At 42.2% G+C, this 14,488-nt stretch carries 14 protein-coding genes; 1 reads left to right on the top strand and 13 read right to left on the bottom strand.

The window, feature by feature from the left end; genetic code table 11:
- Positions 1-49: 49 nt before the first annotated feature.
- From DXB15_RS02500 to DXB15_RS02475, 6 genes are all read right to left on the bottom strand, one after another.
- Positions 50-727 (bottom strand): GntR family transcriptional regulator, encoded by a 678-nt coding sequence (locus DXB15_RS02500; RefSeq protein WP_118701926.1) that lies wholly within the window; start codon positions 725-727, stop codon positions 50-52.
- Between the two features lie 255 nt (positions 728-982).
- Positions 983-1,171 carry an excinuclease ATPase subunit gene (locus DXB15_RS02495; protein ID WP_109215508.1) on the bottom strand — a complete coding sequence of 63 codons (189 nt, stop codon included), beginning with the start codon at positions 1,169-1,171 and terminating at the stop codon, positions 983-985.
- A gap of 14 nt (positions 1,172-1,185) precedes the next feature.
- Positions 1,186-2,037 (bottom strand): 3-keto-5-aminohexanoate cleavage protein, encoded by an 852-nt coding sequence (locus tag DXB15_RS02490; protein WP_109215507.1) that lies wholly within the window; start codon positions 2,035-2,037, stop codon positions 1,186-1,188.
- Positions 2,038-2,236: 199 nt separating this feature from the next.
- Positions 2,237-3,247 carry a cyclase family protein gene (locus DXB15_RS02485; RefSeq protein ID WP_109215506.1) on the bottom strand — a complete coding sequence of 337 codons (1,011 nt, stop codon included), beginning with the start codon at positions 3,245-3,247 and terminating at the stop codon, positions 2,237-2,239.
- 96 nt (positions 3,248-3,343) lie between these two features.
- On the bottom strand, positions 3,344-4,291 hold the full coding sequence (locus DXB15_RS02480) for a 3-hydroxyacyl-CoA dehydrogenase family protein (protein WP_109215505.1): 948 nt from the start codon (positions 4,289-4,291) through the stop codon (positions 3,344-3,346).
- A 145-nt stretch (positions 4,292-4,436) separates the two neighbouring features.
- Positions 4,437-5,231, bottom strand: coding sequence for an SDR family NAD(P)-dependent oxidoreductase (locus DXB15_RS02475; RefSeq protein WP_109215504.1), 795 nt, complete (start codon positions 5,229-5,231; stop codon positions 4,437-4,439).
- Between the two features lie 322 nt (positions 5,232-5,553).
- Between DXB15_RS02475 and DXB15_RS02465 the strand changes: the two genes are divergently transcribed.
- Entirely contained in the window at positions 5,554-5,913 is a 360-nt protein-coding gene (locus tag DXB15_RS02465) for a cupin domain-containing protein (RefSeq protein ID WP_109215502.1), read from the top strand.
- A gap of 310 nt (positions 5,914-6,223) precedes the next feature.
- On the opposite strand, the gene DXB15_RS02460 is transcribed toward DXB15_RS02465, so the two are convergent.
- The 7 genes from DXB15_RS02460 to DXB15_RS02430 form a co-directional block, all read right to left on the bottom strand.
- On the bottom strand, positions 6,224-7,024 hold the full coding sequence (locus DXB15_RS02460; RefSeq protein WP_118701925.1) for an ABC transporter ATP-binding protein: 801 nt from the start codon (positions 7,022-7,024) through the stop codon (positions 6,224-6,226).
- Complete coding sequence (locus DXB15_RS02455; RefSeq protein WP_109215500.1) at positions 7,024-7,956, bottom strand: ABC transporter permease; 933 nt, start codon at positions 7,954-7,956, stop codon at positions 7,024-7,026. Before DXB15_RS02455 ends, DXB15_RS02460 begins: the two co-directional genes overlap by 1 nt.
- A gap of 21 nt (positions 7,957-7,977) precedes the next feature.
- Positions 7,978-9,045, bottom strand: a complete 1,068-nt coding sequence (locus tag DXB15_RS02450; RefSeq protein ID WP_109215499.1) for an ABC transporter substrate-binding protein — start codon at positions 9,043-9,045, stop codon at positions 7,978-7,980.
- 398 nt (positions 9,046-9,443) lie between these two features.
- Positions 9,444-10,394: a TIGR03943 family putative permease subunit gene (locus DXB15_RS02445; protein ID WP_118702034.1), complete on the bottom strand. Its 951-nt coding sequence runs from the start codon at positions 10,392-10,394 to the stop codon at positions 9,444-9,446.
- A gap of 102 nt (positions 10,395-10,496) precedes the next feature.
- On the bottom strand, positions 10,497-11,615 hold the full coding sequence (locus tag DXB15_RS02440) for a CobW family GTP-binding protein (protein ID WP_118701924.1): 1,119 nt from the start codon (positions 11,613-11,615) through the stop codon (positions 10,497-10,499).
- Positions 11,616-11,678: 63 nt separating this feature from the next.
- Entirely contained in the window at positions 11,679-12,590 is a 912-nt protein-coding gene (locus DXB15_RS02435) for a DUF2156 domain-containing protein (protein WP_118701923.1), read from the bottom strand.
- Between the two features lie 138 nt (positions 12,591-12,728).
- Positions 12,729-14,465: an ABC transporter ATP-binding protein gene (locus DXB15_RS02430; protein WP_118701922.1), complete on the bottom strand. Its 1,737-nt coding sequence runs from the start codon at positions 14,463-14,465 to the stop codon at positions 12,729-12,731.
- Between the last annotated feature and the right edge of the window lie 23 nt (positions 14,466-14,488).

Below are 14,488 nucleotides of genomic sequence, written 5' to 3'. Positions count from 1 at the left end.
GATTGTTAGCTGCTGGGACAAATTAAGAATCCCGCTCTCATACTCTATATTAGAATCTATTTTTCACAGTCTCAAGGTTTTTAAGAATGTACCCCCGTGACCACAACTGATGTGCTTCCAATCCATCACAGATTTTTGCAAAATCTTTGTTTGCAACTGCATCATGAATCTGCTCAAAATATGTGATACCGGAATGGTACTGTCCGCCACTGCCACCTTTTTCACGCGGCATTGCAAATAATGCATGAAGAATCTCGTCCATACCTGTCATAGAAGTTACTTTTGTCATCAACATATCATTGTTGGAATTTTTATAAAATACATCCATAATATTTCGGATACATCTGCAGCTTTCAATGACGCCATTGGAAGAACGGTATTCTTCAATGTATTTTTCGATCTCCTCTGCCATCTTCTGTGCATCGCCGTTACGAAGTGCATTACGTGCGGCTACCATCTGATAAGAAAAAGAAATCTCCTGAATCTCCCGGACATCTTTCTCTGTGATATCTATAACGTGTGCACCTACGTTGTTTTCGAATTCAATCAGCCCTTCATTTAATAAACGGTTCAGCGCTTCACGCACCGGTGTGGAACTTACACCATATTCCTCCTGAAGTTTGCTTACATTTAATTTACTTCCAAAAGGAATCTTTAACTGTACAATGCGCTCCCGCAATTTGTCATATACCTGATCCACAAGGGATACTCTCTTAATTACTGCCATTCTTTTCTTTTTACTCCTGTTTTACTTATAGCCTTCCTACACATTTCACATTTTGCACAATGTCAAATACATAGAATATTATGCCACACATCCAGAAGCAATGCAAACACTTTATCGTATAAAAAGAAAAACTTTCCACATAAAATCTTTGTAATATAGTTTCTTAAATTCTCCTGTCAATGACTAGCCATTCATTTATATATAGAAAAAAAGACACGGTCAAAACCATTTCTGATTCTGATCGTGTCTTTTCTATTACTCTACTTCAAAGTAATCATTGTCATCCTTCTGACGGGCACCTTCTTTTTCATAGACACCCATCACATGGCATTCCGGACAGAAACCGAACTCATCACCAAACTCAGTCATGACATCCAGTGCGTATTCGAATTTCATTCCGCATTTTGGACAATGATAATACATGTATAAAGCTCCCCAGGTCATAAAGAAGCCTCCTATTATTTAGCTGTTAAACCAAGCATCTCACGTGCCTCAGCCGGTGTAGCAACTTCGTTACCATACTCTCTGATTACACGAGCAGCTCTCTCTACGAACTGAACGTTGCTCTCTGCAAGCTGTCCTTTAGCGTACATTACGTTGTCTTCCATACCTACACGGATTCCGCCGCCAAGTGCTACAGCACCGTACAGCATCTCCATTGCGCTGTGTCCAACACCGAAGCAGGACCATGTGTAGTTTCCTTTTCCTACTAACTCATCAGCTGTCTCTTTCATGAAGATCAGATTTTTCATTGTTCCCGGGATACCATTTGCACATCCCATGCAGAACTGGAAGTGTACAGGTGTTTTCAGAACGCCTTTTTTGATATAGTAAGCAGCGTTTCCGATCATACCCGGATCAAATGCTTCGATCTCTGGTTTTGTATTTGTCTCCTGGAATAACAGACCACAATCTGTTAAGAATTTCGGGGAGTTGATGAATAATCCACTGTTTAACCAGTTCATAGAACCACAGTCATAAGAAGCCATCTCTGGTTTTAATTTTTTAACATGAGCAACACGGATCTCGTCATCAGCGTGGATATCTCCAGATGTTGTAAGGTTCAGGATGATATCGCAATCCGGATATTTTGTGTGGATCAGGTTTACAGTCTCTTCGAATTTAGCTGTATCCATTGTTCCATTTCCTTCATCATCTCTCATATGAAGATGAGCGATTGCAGCGCCTGCTTTCCAGCATGCGTATACGTCATCAGCGATCTCCTGTGGAGTCATTGGAACGTTCGGGTTGTTCTCTTTTTTTGGCCATGCGCCAGTTACTGCTGCTGTGATAATTGTTTTCTTTGCCATTTTTCATTCCCTCATTTCTTATTTATATGGTATAAATTCATACATTTAAATTTTATGTCATGTCTGGTCGAATGTCAAGACATTGACATAGCAACTTTTGAAAAATTTGACAATATATCTCTATTTTATAAGCTCTGAATAAGCCCACTGCATTGCTGCAATGGGCTTATTTTATATCATTTGGTAATTCCAGCCAGAATTATTTGTTGCGGTTGAACAGTCTCTGGATGTAGTCAAGGCAGCTAAGACCATACTCTTCAGCATCGCCGTAACCTGTTCCACAGTATTTGTATTTTCTATCCGGAACTGTCGGATCAATGTTCTCTTCGTCAACGTAAGCAACCGGATGAGCCATAGAGCCATCGCCCATGTACCATCTGATTGGGTAGCAGTGGAAGTCGAACCATTTACCTGGAACGATCTTATCAAGATCACCACCAAGGTTCTCAACACCAACAATACCATGACCAAGCATCTCTTTATGACATGGCTCCCAAGTTCCCCATACACCAAGGTTCTCTAACTCGCCAAATTTCTCATCATATGCTTCCTGTCCATGGATACGGATGTACTCGAATTTATCGAACTCAGCGTAAGCTTCCTCACCAAAGAGCTCTTTGTACTCTTCAACGATTGTTTTACCTGTAGCGCCAAGAAGGTTCATTCTTGTCATACCGTTGTTACCCATAGCTGTGTGAAGCGGATGATCCAGAGCCTGTCCGTCCATAGCTACACATTTAACGCCCTGTTTTACAAACCATTTACCAGCGTCGATACCTGTACCAGCTGCATAATGATAGTAAGCTTTAGAATCATCGAAGTAACGATGCATTCCAGAGTTCAGACAAAGGATTTTTCCTTTCAGATCACCATCTTTAAGGCCGTACTCTTTCATACATGCATCAAGATGTTTGTCTGTGATCAGTCCCCAAGGCTCGATATCGATTTTGAAAACGATAGCCTGTCCAGCATAAGCATCAGCCGGCATCTCATGTGTGTAACGAGCACGTCTGCCATCGAACTCATACTCCATAACGTGACGTGGTGCATCACAGTGTGTACCTGTATGCATTGTACATGTAATTCTCTGTGTTAAAACGCCACCTTTAGCCATAGAATGTGCGCCTACGATTTCTGGTTTATCAAAGTAAGGCCAACGCGGAATCTCTGCACTAAAAGGATGTGCTAAATCTACTACTACTTTTCCCATTTTTATTATCCTCCTGAATAGAATATAGTGTGTCTATTTCATGTACCTTCACATTACCCGAAGATACGAATGAACCATGTTATTGTATAATTAAATTTATTTGTTGTAAAGCATCTTGATCAGATACTCATTCAGACCACCGTTGATCTCTGCGATCTCTTCGTCTGTATATTTCATGAATCCTTCATGAACACCATCTACTGCCTCTGCACGGAAACCGTTTTTGCCTTCATCCAGCATCTGTTTCAGTAATGGAGAAGCATCATGTCTGTCTTCCAAATCTTTTAATACATAGTTATGGATATTGGATGTCAGCTGTGTGCTTACCATATCAGAGTTTACTAATGGTGGTAAGTATGGAAGTCTCAGACCAAAGCTGTATTTGCAAGCATCATCTACAGTTTTTGCATCTGCGATACCACGCTCAACGATGGAAATAGCCTCACGCCATAAAGCATGCTGCATTCTGTTTGCGATAAATCCCGGAACATCCTTTTTGCAAAGAACCGGTTTTTTACCAGCTTCTGTTAAAACGTCGATAACAGTCTGGGCAACCTCATCTGTAGTAGCATCTGTCTTAACAACCTCTACTAACGGAATCAGGAATGCAGGATTCCAGAAATGTGTACCGCAAAGTCTCTCACGGTGTTTACATTTTGCAGAAATCTCTGTCGGGCTCATAACGGATGTATTTGTACAGAAGATACAGTCATCTGCTACATACTCCTCTAACTGAGCGAACAGATTCTGTTTCATCTCCATCTCCTCTAATACACACTCAACAACCATCTGTGCGTTTTTAACGCCTTCGTCGTTCATATCCTGTGTAAAGCTGATTTTGGAAACGATGTTATCTACGTCTGCCTCTGTTACGATTCCTTTTTCTACAAGAAGTTTCATGTTGTTGCGAACTTTTGCTTCTACGTTTACTGGGAATACATCATATACAGTAACCTTTGCATCATCAAGTCCTGCAAGGATCTGTGCGATTGCGCTTCCCATCATTCCGCCGCCGCATACTAAGAAATTTTTAATTTCACTCATTATTTTTGCATCTCCGTCTTATTAATCATTTACAGAGCCCGCCCGCTTGTGGCGGGCAGGAGCTCTTCTTAATTTGTGTAATAAGTCTGCAATCATGGTTTTGTACGCCACATTACATGACTGTGTTTATTGTCAAAGACAATAATTAGCAGGTTAAGTAACCACCGCTGCAGTCGCAGTTAGCGCCTGTGATGTAGTTAGAAGCGTCAGAAGAAAGGAAGATAGCATATCCTACGAAATCTTCCGGCTCAGCCAGACGTCCGATTGGCTCACGTTTCATAAAGTTCTGGTATACAGCAGACTCCGGATCGAACATCCACTCTGTTAAATCGCTACGGAATACTGTCGGGCACAGAGAGTTAACATTGATACCATATTTAGCGGAAAGATCACAAGCCATGGAAGAAACCATAAGGTCTGCACCACCTTTAGATGTACAGTATCCTGTGTATCCAGCCATACCACGTTTAGAACGCTGAGATGTAACAACTACTACTTTACCGCCTTTGCCCTGAGCAACCATCTGCTCTGCAACATATTTACAAACAACGTATACAGATTTGCAGTCAGCATCCATGATGTACTGCCAATCAGCTACGGACTGCTCTAAGATGTTCTGTGGTTTGTTGAATCCGTGGCAAACAGCAAGAATGTTGATCTCACCATATTTAGCAACTGTACCTTTTACTAAAGCGTCAACATCTTCCTCTTTTGCAGGATCAGCTTTGATGTATGCGCAGTCGATATTCTCTGCTTTGAACTCTGTCTCCAGCTCCTCTAATTTAGCTGCGTTACGACCAGTCATCATAACTTTTGCTCCAGCATAACCATATGCTTTAGCAAGAACTTTTCCTAATGCACCAGTTGCACCTGTAACCAGAGCTACTTTTCCTTCTACAGAAAACATGTTGTCGACAAAGTCTTTCTTTAAACTTACCATTTCCCAAAATCCTCCTTCATTTTTTGCCTTTTGGTTTTTCTCATTTCAGTTTCTATATAAGAAGCTGAGATGGATCAAGGCGAAACGGATAAACCTAAAATTCCGTTCGTCAAATTCATCATGTTTAGTATAGTTCATGTCGCTTTTTTATGCAATACATACAATATTGTTATTAAGTTACTGTACGGTAATTCAGTTTCCTTTTTGTGCATTACTACTAACACTTTTTTATTTTTTTACATGAAAATTGTTGATTTTTCCCTCACATGGTGGTAGACTATGTCTTGTAAAAAATGTCAGGTAGAAAGGAAGGTTTTATATTATGGCTGGCTACAAAATTACTAAAAAAGATGCTTATTATACTTATGAGGCACCAGGACACAAAGAGTGCAAATTATGCAGACTTCATGATCCGCAGGATATCGATGGTGGTAGACTGATCAACGGTCTTTCTCACTTCCTTCCAAGCGGCGGCGGCACAGAGTTCGCTGACAACGCTATGGAGTCCATCTACTACATTGTAGAAGGAACAATGTTATTCAAAGGCGATGACGGAGTTGAGACTGTTCTTGAGGCAGGCGACAGCGTACATATCGCACCGCACTCTAAAAAGAGCGTTACAAACATCGGAACAACAACAGCTCAGATGTTAGTAATTCTTTTACCAGAAGCTGCTAAATAATTCATTTAAGCGAATTATCATATCTGTAAAAAAAGAAATCCGGTTTTCTGATCTTCAGAACGCCGGATTTCTTTTTTCTGCTCCTATTCTTTATGTCATTCTTACATTCTATTATATTGCTTATGTAAAATTCACCAAATTGCTTTTTACTCTGAGTGAAAATCTTAACTTCCTCTTACATAAAAACCGGCATCTGTTTTGCTCAGACACCGGTTTTTGTTATGTTTTCTTCTATTCCTGTATAATATTACTTTTGTATTATGTCTCTCATTTTCTTCTCAATCACAAAATTCCCGATCACTCGGATCATTTATGATAACAGGATTCGGTCATTATCAAGCTGAGCGCCAACACCCTCCTTGAATTTTTCCAACAGATCTGCAACCGTCAGACCTTTTCTTTCCTCTTCTTTGACATCCAGCACGATCTCACCGGAGTTCATCATCAAAGTTCGATTGCCAAGATCCAGCGCTGACTGCATGTTATGTGTGATCATCAGGCAGGTGATCTTGTTTTCTGCCACGACCCGTTTGGTCAGATTCAATACTTTTTCTGCCGTCGCCGGGTCCAATGCTGCCGTATGCTCATCCAAAAGCAAAATTTTTGGTGTTACAACGGTTGCCATCAGAAGTGTCAGTGCCTGACGCTGTCCACCGGAAAGCAGTCCCACCGGATTTTTCATACGGTCTTCCAGTCCCATATCAAGTAAAGCAAGTTTTTCACGGAACATCTGTTTTTCTTTCTGAGAAATTCTGCTGAAAAACTTTCCTCTTGAGGCAGATGCCCTCAGATAAGCCAGTGCAAGATTTTCCTCAATGCTCATATTCGGAGCCGTACCTTTCATCGGATCCTGAAACAGATGTCCGATGTATTTGCTTCTCTTATGTTCTTTTTCATATGTAATATCTCTGCCATCCAGAATAACTGCGCCTTCATCCACAAAAAATGTTCCGCAGATTGCATTGAACATAGTTGATTTTCCGGCACCATTACTTCCGATGATGGTTGCGAAATCACCATCCTGTAATTCCAGATTCAGATGAGACAATGCTTTTTTCTCATTTACCGTTCCCGGATTAAAGGTTTTTGATATATCGATTAATTGGAGCATTACAGATTACCTCCCCGTTTTCTTTTTGCGATTGCCGCACGTTTGGTCTTTGCAAACGCCGCTTTCTGTTTCAGATACGGCAGAGAAATCGCTACTGCTACGATAATGGATGATACCAGTTTCAGGCATTCTGCCGGGACATTGAATCGAAGTGCAATTGCCACGATGAAACGGTACAGGCAGCTTCCAAGGATGACGCCAAAAATTCGTTTTGCCACATGTCCTTTTCCAACCAGTGTCTCACCGATGATCAGACTCGCCAGAGCGATGGTAACCTGACCGGTTCCGATATTAATATCACAGGATCTCTGATACTGAGCCAGCAGTCCGCCGGAAAGTCCGGTCATAGCGTTTGCCACACACAGTCCAACGGTAATGGTAAATACCGGACTGATGGAGGAAGCTCTTACCATAAAGGCATTGTCACCGGTTGCCCGGATAGAAAGTCCCAGTCTCGTTCCAAGAAACCAGATCAGGATAACTGCCACGATCAGGATTACGATCAGAATAGCAATAATTTCATACCAGTTTCCACCAATTTTGTCTTTTGCCAGTGTGAAAATTGTATCGTTGGCAAACAGATTGATGGTGGATGAAAATCCCATAACCGCAATATTGATGGTATACAAACCGGTATTTACGATAATTCCAGCCAGAATGGACTCAACGCCCAGTCTGGTCTGAAGAAATGCCGTTACAAATCCGGAGATTACACCGGCACCGGTCGCTGCCAGAAGTCCCAGAAACGGATGACCCTGCAGGGTTACCATGGCACACACAGCGCATCCTAAAGTAAAACATCCATCTGTGGAAAGATCCGCAATATTTAAAATTGAAAATGATACAAACAGCGCCAGCGCAACCAGCGCATAAATACATCCAAGTTCAATTGCACTCTGTGCAAGTGATACTGTAAAAATTGAAGATAACATAATCAGTTTCCGCTCCCGCTTTTATTCAAATTCCTGAGCAGTTGTAGTCTCTTTTACCTGCTCGCACATGGTAGCAAACATGCTGTAATCCAGACCGATTTTTTCTGCTGTGTCTGTATTGATGGTTGCGATACCATTGTTCATAGTCTGTACCGGAGTTGTTGCCGGATCAGCACCGTTTACCAGAATATCTACTACCATGTCTGCTGTTGCTTTTCCAAGTTCTTCGTAATTTACGCCATATCCGCAGAATGCACCATTTAATGCAAAGGAATCAGCACCACAATACTGTGGAACTTTTGCATCCTGGAATTTTTCAAAAATTGCAAGTTCTGCTGTCATAACGGTATTGTCAGTTGGTGTAAATACCGCCTCGCATCCTGCTGCGATCAGCGCGTCTGCTGCAAGAGATACCTCATCGTTGGTTGTTCCTGTTTTTTCAACATACTCGATTCCTTTCGCATCCAGATATGCTTTTGCATCTGCGATCGGCTGTGTGGAGGAATCCTGTCCTTTGTCATATAACAGACCTACTTTTTTGATATCCGGCTGTGCCGCCAGCATCAGATCCATGATCGCATCGGTATCCAGCATATCAGATGTACCTGTGATGTTGCTGCCCGGTTTATCCATGCTCTCTACCAGACCTGTGATAACCGGATCAGATACTGCAGAAAATACAACCGGTGTCTGTGTTTCTTCTGTTGCTGCCTGCATAACCATTGCAACCGGTGTTGCTACCGGAACAATTGCATCTACGTTATCATTGATCAGGTCACTTGCAATCTGGTTCATAACGGTTGCATCTGCCTGACCATTGTATGTGTGATTTGCATAATCAAATGTCACACCAAGCTCTTTTCCTTTTGCATCCAGCTCTTCTTTTACAGCTTTTACGATCTGGTTTAAAGAAGCATCGTCAACATACTGAACAATTCCTACCTGATAAACTTTGCCATCTGCTGCCTCTTCTGTTGCAGAAGTGGTATTTCCTGCATCTTTCTGATCGTTTGACTGACCACCGCAGCCTGCCAGAACTGTTACTGCCATTGCGCATCCAAGTGCCATTGCTAAAAATCTCTTTTTCATCTTTTTACTCTCCTCTTTTTCATGTTTCATGATTAAAAAAACCGTCCCAGGATAAACTTATCCTGAGACGGTAATAAACTGATTTATTATCGCGGTACCACTCAAATTGGCGTGACGCCCACTCTTTTTATGTACGTATTCATACATACCGACTGGATAACGGGTTCGGCTCCCGGCATACCCTACTCTCAAATCCATTTCAGGCAGCCCTCAAAAGTCCATTCAGCTTTCTCCTCATACTGCACTCACACCAACGGCAGCTCTCTGAAAATCGGTTCGACATCACTGTCTCCAGCCTACTACTCTTTTTCAACGGTTTCAACTTGTTTTCTTATATGTGCTTTAGTCTATTACATTCTTGAAGTTTTGTCAATCAGTTTTCTCATTTTTCTCACATTTTATGAGAAGTATACAAGACTGTCTTCCGGTTCTTCTGCTTTTACGACTTCTTTTGCATACAGAACCGGGCCTTTTCCACGATATTCCTTGGCAAACTCATTGTGGATCTCTGCGGTTATATAAATCCAGGATTTGTGCGGAATCTCCACTGCTTTGTCATACTTGCATTTCAGACCGATAAACTGAATATCCTCTGCACAGCAGGTCATAGCAAAACGTCCCGGTACCATCATCGGTTTTTTACCGAATTTGTCCGGTCTATATACAAGTCCCAGGAAACGAATGGTTTTGCCTTCGTATTTCTGCGGATTGTCCTGTACATCCAGATAGAAAATGCCGTAGTCAGCATCGGTGATTTCAATGACATCCTGATCCAGATCATATGGAAGCTCATCAGCATCACTCTCATCAATGGTACCATCTTCTCGCTCGTATACAATCTGTGCACGGCGATTTACAGCCTTGATGGTTCTGCGGAATTTTGCTTTCGGTGTGTCATCGGTGCAGCGGTTAAAAATAACCACATCGGTATTGAACACCTGCTCCATCATCATGGCACGCATGTTTGTCAGGTACAGTTCAAATGTAGAAGCATCTACGGTGGCCAGAGACTGAACGATTTCCCATCCTTTCGGGAGTTTCATTTCCAGAATTTTGGCTGATTCCCAAGTACCGTTATACTCGATAAATACCTGATCCGGCTTAATGGTATCGTCACACTCTTTCAGATATTCCTCGGTAAATTCTTCTTCGGACTCTACTGCCACAACCGTAATTTTGTCTTTTGCCAGTGCTTCTTCATCGTATTCTTCATCGCCGTCTTCGCAGGCAATGATCAGACTGTGGGAGCCGATGCCAAAATCATTCTCCTGAAGGGTTTGAGTGATCAGGGAAGTCTTTCCACTGTCCATAAAACCGGTAAATAAATATACTGGTATATCCATAATTATTCGTTTCTCTCTTTTCTGTAATTTTTGCTTTCTGCGTGGTTTCAAAAGAAAACTTTTTCCGATATAGCAATGCTGACCGCACTGCCATATCGGAATCCGTTTTTAGTTCAGTTCAAATAATTCTTCTAACTTATGCTCGTCGATATCTGTACCGATGACACAGAGACGTCCGGTATAATCCGGCTCACCGTCACGCAGCTCATACTCGCCCGGAACCATATCGAAATAGATCCATGTGCCGTCTTCTGCCGGAACCATTCCTTTTGCACGTAAAATTGTGCCGTAGTCTTCGGTATCGCAGAATGTTTTCAGGATAGACTCAATCTTCTCTTTTGTATATTTATGAGGAGTCTCTTTGCCCCAGCTGATAAATACTTCATCTGCATCATGGTCATGATGGTGATGATCATGGTCGTGGCATCCGCAGGTGCATCCTTCGCCGTGGTCGTGATCATGGTCATGGTGGTGTTCATGCTCGTGGTCATGGTCGTGATGATGCTCATGCTCGTGATCGTGGTCATGATCGTGATGATGCTCATGATCGTGGTCATGGTCGTGATGATGTTCATGCTCGTGATCATGATGATGCTCTTCGTACTCTTTCATCATTTCCTGCATCAAAGAATCCTGCTGCTCGATTACTTTCAGGATCTGCTCTCCGGAAATAGAATCCCAAGGTGTTGTAATAATAGCAGCCTTCGGATTTAATTTCTGAATCTCTTTTACGCAAAGCTCCAGTTTTTCCTCTTTCATATTCTGAGTTCTGCTTAAAACAACAGTTGTTGCATTTTCAATCTGGTTGTTGAAGAACTCACCGAATGCTTTCATCTGTTTGGTTGCTTTCATTGCATTTGCAACCGTTACCAGTGCATTTAATTTTACATCATGATTTTTCTCCATGTCTTTTACAGAAGACATAACATCAGAAAGTTTGCCAACTCCGGACGGCTCGATAAGGATACGATCCGGATGATAAGTCTCGATTACTTCATTTAAGCTGCGGTTGAAATCACCAACCAGAGAGCAGCAGATACAGCCGGAATTCAGCTCTTTGATCTCGATACCGGAATCCTTTAAGAATCCGCCATCGATACCAACTTCACCGTACTCATTCTCAACCAGAACTACTTTCTCACCGGAGAAAACTTCTTCCAGCATTTTTTTAATAAAAGTTGTTTTTCCGGCTCCAAGGAATCCGGAAATAATGTCTATCTTTGTCATTTTATATCATCCTTTCTTAGCTTTTAAATTTCCACCCTTTGACAGATTATTTTAAGTCTGAAATCAGGAATTGTCAAGGTGTGTCACATATCCCTTCAATCCCATAAACGCAGGGTGATAGGACTCTTTTGCCCGGCGCAGACCTTCTACACCGCTGTCATCCTCACGGTTGACATACTGATACCCCTCTGCCGCATGCTCTGCGAACTGCTGGTTGATCATCGGATAAGCCCCCGGCACATCCGCAAAAGCCTTTTCGATATGCACCACATACATATCTTTATTTAATTCTTCGCCAATGGCAAAAGCTACCACATCGCCATCCGGCTCCAACCGCAGCAAACCACCGGTCAGATGAAGTTCTTTCATCAGACGCAACGCATTGAACGTCACACACAGTTCGTCCAGTTTTTCTTCATCCTCTTCACAGTCGTTGATTCTGCGCCATTCCAGTCCCATCTGAAAACAGTCTTCCACATTTTCATCAGTGATCGGCTCATACACCCAGTTCGGATACAGATTTTTAAATTTATTCACATGGTTCTTTTTGCCGTGATATTTCTTGCCGGATAATGCCACAAGTTTTTCCCTCTCATACACATAATCCGCCAGATCACGCTCATACTCCACCTGATATTTTCCCGGAAACCATTCTTCCAACTGCTCCACATCCTTTGGTGTTGTCAGATGCAGTGCAAACGGCTTTCCATCTTCCGCAAAATATTCTTCCAGCGTCAGAATCGCCTGTTTTACTTTTTCCGGATCGCCAAGAGGCATGGATACACTGGTAAAATCCGTCAGATCCGCAAAAATCAGACAGTCATTGACCAGTGCATAACCCGTTTTATATTTTCTGCCCCAGAGATAGATGTTTGCAAAACACATGTCACATCCTTTGTCCTGTTTTGCATCCAGATAAGCATCCATCCACTCCTTATCGGACAGTTGTACCTTTTTCACTTTCAGTCTGCTCATATATAATAACATTTCCTTTCCAGACTTACACAAAATATGATGCTTCCATCTGATTTCATTTATGAAATCATTGAACTATGTTTTCTGAACTTATTGATAAAATCATATCGATACGTGTCTTTTATTATCTTAATCGCCTTATGCCAGATTTGCCATTTCACACAGCTTCTGATAAATACCGCCTTTTGCCACAAGCTCCTCATGAGTACCGCTCTCTTCAATGCCATTTTCTGTCAACACCAGAATACGTTCTGCATTACGGATCGTAGACAGACGATGTGCAATTACAAAAGTAGTACGTCCTTTTGCAAGGATTTCCAGAGATTCCTGCACGACTTTTTCACTTTCATTATCCAATGCAGAAGTCGCCTCATCAAAAATCAGGATCGGCGGATTTTTCAAAAATACACGGGCAATCGACAGACGCTGCTTCTGACCACCGGATAATTTCACGCCTCGCTGTCCGATATCCGTATCATATCCATCCGGGAAACTCATGATAAATTCATGGGCATTGGCTTCTTTTGCCGCTTTGATAACCTCTTCCCTGCTGGCATCCGGTTTTCCATAGCGAATATTTTCCAGAATCGTCCCCGCAAATAAATACACGTCCTGCTGCACGATTCCGATATGGTTGCGCAGATCCGACAATTTGATCTTGCGGATATCCTGACCATCCACCCGGACCGTACCGCCTGTCACATCATAAAATCGCGGAATCAGACTGCACAGCGTACTTTTTCCTGCACCGGAGCTTCCAACCAACGCCACATACTCTCCCGCCGGAACTTCCAGATTTACATGGTTCAGCACCATCTGATCACTGTCTGCATAATGAAAGGACACATTTTCAAAACTGATTTCACCTTTCACTTCCTGCATCGGCTGCGCATCCGGCGCATCTTTGATATCAGGCACCACAGAGATCATCTCCATAAAACGCTCAAATCCGGAATAACCATTCTGGAATTGTTCCGTAAAATCAATCAGCGTTTTTATCGGCTCAGTGAATACATTAATATACAGCAAAAATGTGATCAGATCCGTGATATTTCCTTTTCCACGGGCAATCATCACACCGCCAGACAACATGACAACAACGGTAATTGCTGTTGTAAACGCAGTCAAGCCGGCATTGTAACCGCCCATATACCGATAACTGTTTTTCTTTGCATCCAGAAATCCGTCATTGCCCTTTTTGAACTTTTTATTTTCAATTTCCTCATTGGCAAAGGATTTTACCACACGGATTCCAGACAGATTATCCTCAATCTGACTGTTAATATCTGCAATTTTCACACGGTTCATACGGAAGGCGCGCTTCATTTTTTTGTTGAACACATAAGCGTACACCAGCATAAACGGCACCAGTGCAAATGCTGCCACTGTCAGCCGTGGACTGATATTTACCATAATAATGAAAGCACCGATGATACGGATCAGCGAAATCACGATATTTTCCGGTCCGTGATGCAATAGCTCCGTGATGTCAAACAGATCCGATGTAATGCGTGACATTAACTGGCCGACTTTCTGATCATCATAGAATCGGAAAGACAGTTTCTGATAATGTGAAAAAATCTCCGCACGCATGTCATACTCGATTTTTGCGCCCATGACATGTCCGTAATTCGATATAAAATAGTTGCAGTAACACTGAACAGCGATCAGCACCAGCATGATCACTCCCAGTCGTAAAATTGTGTGCAGCGCCTGACTGCTTTCCCAATGAACAACCTCAGATGTGATATAACGCACCACTAACGGAATCACCAGCGATACCGCCGCTGCGCCAAATGCAAAAAACATATCTGCAATAAAAATTCCCATATACGGCTTGTAATATGAGAACAATTTCTTTAAATTTTTCCTCATTTGCTTTCCCCTTATCATTTAAA

The organism is Roseburia sp. OM02-15 (assembly GCF_003481835.1).
GTDB lineage: Bacteria > Bacillota > Clostridia > Lachnospirales > Lachnospiraceae > Eubacterium_I > Eubacterium_I ramulus_A.
This window is presented reverse-complemented; position numbering and strand designations above follow the sequence as displayed.